The organism is Shewanella sp. 11B5, assembly GCF_002836795.1.
Lineage (GTDB): Bacteria > Pseudomonadota > Gammaproteobacteria > Enterobacterales > Shewanellaceae > Shewanella > Shewanella frigidimarina.
On record NZ_PJAP01000584.1, the window covers coordinates 1 to 4091 of the forward strand.

Consider the following 4091-nt stretch of genomic DNA (forward strand, 5'->3'; position numbering starts at 1 on the left):
CTAACAGCTATGTTTATAAACAATTACACAACAATCGACCAAACTTTTTTACACGTGATTTTTGCAATAGTGTAGCATTACGGCGTTACTGTTAAGGCTTAGGTGTTTTTATGCCAAATTTACAATGTAAAATGAGTGCGTTGAATAAAATTATTTAATCGTTATAATGCGACTTGTTTTAGGGGAGTAGCTAATCTTGTTTTGCTGTTATGGCATACAAGATGTCTGTATCAACATAATTGGCCTCATGCCATGGTGCAGACAGTAACACACTGTAAATCAGTGATTTTACCAAGCGAGACCTAAGCACAGTAACTGCATCAAGGGGTATGCGGTGGCTTGTGCTTAGTTGTCATTTACCCCTAGGAATATCACATTGGAAGCTTTATTCGCCTCAACTCTCACAGTTGCCATCGCTGAAATAGGCGACAAAACTCAATTATTAGCTTTACTGCTCGCGGTGAGATTTAGCAATAAAACCGCTATTATCTCAGGCATTTTGCTTGCCACATTATTAAATCATTTTCTTGCCGCATGGTTAGGTCAATGGGCAATTGCATGGATTGATCCACAATGGGCGACCTATTTGGTGGCAGGGTCATTTTTTGCTATTGCACTATGGGTCCTTATACCCGATAAAATGGATGATGATGATAATCGCTTCTATAAACTCGGTGCTTTTTCTGCAACGTTTATTTTGTTTTTTATTGCTGAAATAGGGGATAAAACTCAAATTGCGACGGTGGTCTTAGCGGCAAAATACCAAGCACTGACATGGGTTGTCATCGGCACGACATTGGGAATGTTAATTGCTAATGTCCCCGTTGTGCTGGCTGGGCATTTTAGTGCTAACAAATTGCCCATGAAACTGATTCATCGCGGTTGTGCTGTGTTGTTTGCGCTACTTGGGGTCGCTACATTGCTGTGGTAAAAGGAGGTTCCATGTCCGATAACCAAGTTTTTGATGCAGATACTGCCTGTGGGTTGCCCTAGGTTGTTGCCATTGCTTTTTTGTGCAGTCCGGCACACACTTCATTTTATGATTGGTTAAAATGTAAGCATGCATAGCTTTATGGATAGGCGCGTGCATGTAAATGTGTAATCGCATAGTAAACGGATAGTAAAGGAGTCACGATATGGATATGAAGAAACATGGTTTATCGATAGGCATAAACCGAATTGAAAGTGTGTTTTTTGTGACATTAAAAGCCATTGGTACATTAACCCACGAAGACTATCTCGTCATTACCCCTATGCTAGAGGGGGCATTAAGCCAAGTTGATCAGCCTAAAGTGAGTTTATTTCTTGATGCTACCGAGCTTGACGGCTGGGACTTACGCGCCGCTTGGGATGATTTAAAGCTGGGATTAAAGCACAAATCTGAGTTTGAAAGAGTGGCCATTTTGGGCAATAAAGATTGGCAAGAATGGGCGGCCAAAATTGGTAGTTGGTTTATTGCTGGTGAGATAAAATATTTCGAAGATGAAGATGACGCCTTGAAATGGCTTCGATATTAATATGATGTTCAAGCTCAGTTGCTCTCGAACGATGCAAAGGTCTTTAGCGTTGTGATGGCGTCATTAGCCCTAGGAACAGATTTTCTAGGGCTTTAACCATTTATGCCGTGGTATTAACATTATGACCACTGTTGCCAACGGGCTGCGGTGCAGGTGGCTGAGCCGCTTCAATGAGTTGTAATGCCATTTGACCTTCAATTTTTTGCTGTTCTTTAGCCATTACGGCCACTTTTAAGCTGCTGCCAGAATCAATTGTTGTTGGCATTGAAGACGGTGAATTAATACTAATTGACATGGTTAACCTTAATATAAAGTCGGATGGTAATAATATATCGGCTGAAAATCAAAATGCTTGACTCATTTTTGTTAAAAAGCATTCGTTGGAATTTTTTGATTATAGGTTGCGCACAACCAATGTTATAATTAGCTCATATTATTGGTTAGTGGAGTGAAGCCTATGTCTAGTAAAGCGCTTACTGAGTCTCAATTACCTTCAGCGCAAAATCCGCTAGCACTTGAAAACCAAGTGTGTTTTTCATTGTATAGTGCGACTAATGCGATGATCCGTGCATATCGACCATTATTAGATGAGTTATCGCTGACTTATCCGCAGTATCTAGTGATGATGGTACTTTGGAAAGAGCCGGGGATCAGTGTTAAAACCTTAGGTGAAAAATTACATCTTGATTCTGGAACATTAACACCCTTGCTAAAGCGTCTAGAAAGCAAAGGCTTAGTGAGCCGTAGCCGTAGTGAATTAGATGAACGCGTGCGAGTGTTACATGTTACTGAGCAAGGCCAACAATTACATCAGCAAGCGTTGAGTATTCCTGAACAGATGCGTTGTAAAGTGGGTGGCACTATTGAAGACTTACAACAATTAAAGCAACTGTGTGATCAAGCATTTACCATGTTAAATTCCGGAGAGGCGAGCAGCTGTGAAATGTGATTATTTTGAGCGTGGCGATTGTTTGTCATGCCGCAATATTCAACTACCTATGGTTGAGCAAGTGAGTGTAAAGCAACAACAGTTAATCGATTTGTTTCGTGGCATTTCAGTTAAGCAATGGCTAGCGCCGATATTAAGCGCAGAATCAGGTTTTCGTAATAAAGCCAAAATGGTCGTTTTAGGTGCCGCTCACAAACCTATTTTAGGTTTGGTTAATCCTAAAGGGGAGCCGGTCAGTCTATGTGACTGTTCGTTATACCCTAAAGATATGCAATTATTGTTACACCGTTTAGAACGATTTGTGCAGCAAGCTGGTATACCGCCTTATCGGGTCGATAAAAGCAAAGGCGAGCTAAAATTTATTTTACTGACTCGCAGCCAAAGTAGTGGCCAGTTTATGCTGCGTTTTGTATTACGCAGTGATCAAGCCATCGTGAGAATTGAACGAGAATTACCTCAATTATTACAAGAGTTTCCCGAAATCACCTTAGTCTCGGCCAATATTCAGCCAATCCACATGGCGATTCTTGAAGGCGAAAGGGAAATATTTTTAACGGAAACGACACGATTAGAAGAACAACTTAATAATGTACCGTTGTTCATACGGCCAAAAAGCTTTTTTCAAACGAATCCTGAAGTCGCCGCCCAGTTGTATCAAATAGCGAGGGAGTGGGTTACTGAATTTAAACCGAACTATATTTGGGATCTATTTTGTGGCGTCGGTGGATTTGGGCTGCATTGTGCTGACAGCAATATCCGTTTAACTGGGATTGAGATCGAATCTGAAGCAATAGAATGTGCCATCTTGTCAGCAACTAAACTAGGGTTTACCCAAGTGGATTTTAGCGCACTTGATTCAACTCATTTTGCCAAAGAACAATCTGCTCAAGATAAACCAGATCTTATTATTGTAAATCCACCTCGGCGCGGATTAGGAAAATCATTATGCGACTCACTGAGTGAGTTTGCACCTAAAGCAATCGTGTATTCTAGTTGTAATCCACACACCTTAATGAGCGATTTAGAGTACATTACGGGTTATCAAATAACCAAAGTTCAAATGTTTGATATGTTTCCTCATACTGATCATTTTGAAGTATTGGTTATGCTAGAACAGCTGTAATAGTCTTTGCTATCAATTAAGGTATTTTAAAAATCGTAATTAAGTACTCGTTTGGTGTCGCTAAGTTATGGGCTATATCGAGCAAAGGTAGCAGTTAGATAGTGGTGTATGTTGTCATCATAAAAATGTCATCTTAATGTCATAACATTGTTTATTAACATAAAAAAGGTACTAGGACGATGTGGCAAATTTTCAGTCGCTTTTTAGCGTTAGGGTTAATCAGTTTCGGTGGCCCTGCGGCTCACATAGGCTATTTTAGAAAAGCATTTGTTGACGACTTACAATGGCTAGATGGTAAACAATATTCAAGTTTTGTTGCTCTTAGTCAGTTTATGCCAGGGCCAGGCTCAAGCCAGATAGGGTTTGCAATTGGTTATCATCGAGGTGGTTTACTGGGCGGATTAGCCGCCTTTTTAGGTTTTACTTTACCGTCTTTTTTACTGATGTTTTTATTTGCTGTGACCAGTGCGCAATGGCTGGAGATAACTGCCGTAGAGGGTGC

General features: G+C 40.5%; 6 protein-coding genes. 5 read left to right on the forward strand and 1 reads right to left on the reverse strand.

The window, feature by feature from the left end; translation table 11 throughout:
• The first annotated feature begins 376 nt into the window (after positions 1-376).
• Together CXF78_RS13580 and CXF78_RS13585 are read left to right on the forward strand one after the other, a co-directional pair.
• A complete protein-coding gene (locus CXF78_RS13580) occupies positions 377-931 on the forward strand; it encodes a TMEM165/GDT1 family protein (RefSeq protein WP_102037098.1) in 555 nt (184 codons plus the stop codon).
• A gap of 205 nt (positions 932-1136) precedes the next feature.
• Positions 1137-1517 carry a SpoIIAA family protein gene (locus CXF78_RS13585; protein WP_011636064.1) on the forward strand — a complete coding sequence of 127 codons (381 nt, stop codon included), beginning with the start codon at positions 1137-1139 and terminating at the stop codon, positions 1515-1517.
• A gap of 100 nt (positions 1518-1617) precedes the next feature.
• Here the strand turns inward: CXF78_RS13585 and CXF78_RS13590 are convergent, their stop codons facing one another.
• Positions 1618-1812: a cytoplasmic protein gene (locus tag CXF78_RS13590; protein WP_102037099.1), complete on the reverse strand. Its 195-nt coding sequence runs from the start codon at positions 1810-1812 to the stop codon at positions 1618-1620.
• Between the two features lie 162 nt (positions 1813-1974).
• On the opposite strand from CXF78_RS13590, the gene CXF78_RS13595 reads away from it, so the two are divergent.
• The 3 genes from CXF78_RS13595 to CXF78_RS13605 all read left to right on the forward strand — a co-directional run.
• The gene (locus CXF78_RS13595; RefSeq protein ID WP_102037100.1) at positions 1975-2466 is read left to right on the forward strand and encodes a transcriptional regulator OhrR; all 492 of its coding nucleotides are present in this window, start codon (positions 1975-1977) and stop codon (positions 2464-2466) included.
• Entirely contained in the window at positions 2456-3589 is a 1134-nt protein-coding gene (gene rlmC / locus CXF78_RS13600) for a 23S rRNA (uracil(747)-C(5))-methyltransferase RlmC (RefSeq protein ID WP_102037101.1), read from the forward strand. Before CXF78_RS13595 ends, rlmC begins: the two co-directional genes overlap by 11 nt.
• Before the next feature lie 179 nt (positions 3590-3768).
• The coding region (locus tag CXF78_RS13605) for a chromate transporter (protein ID WP_145991451.1) at positions 3769-4091 on the forward strand (323 nt) is incomplete at its 3' end.

Bases quoted from the DNA above. Each gene is read 5' to 3' on its own strand.
- CXF78_RS13595 (WP_102037100.1), top strand. From the start codon at position 1,975: ATGTCTAGTAAAGCGCTTACTGAGTCTCAATTACCTTCAGCGCAAAAT.
- CXF78_RS13585 (WP_011636064.1), top strand. From the start codon at position 1,137: ATGGATATGAAGAAACATGGTTTATCGATAGGCATAAACCGAATTGAA.
- CXF78_RS13590 (WP_102037099.1), bottom strand. From the start codon at position 1,812: ATGTCAATTAGTATTAATTCACCGTCTTCAATGCCAACAACAATTGAT.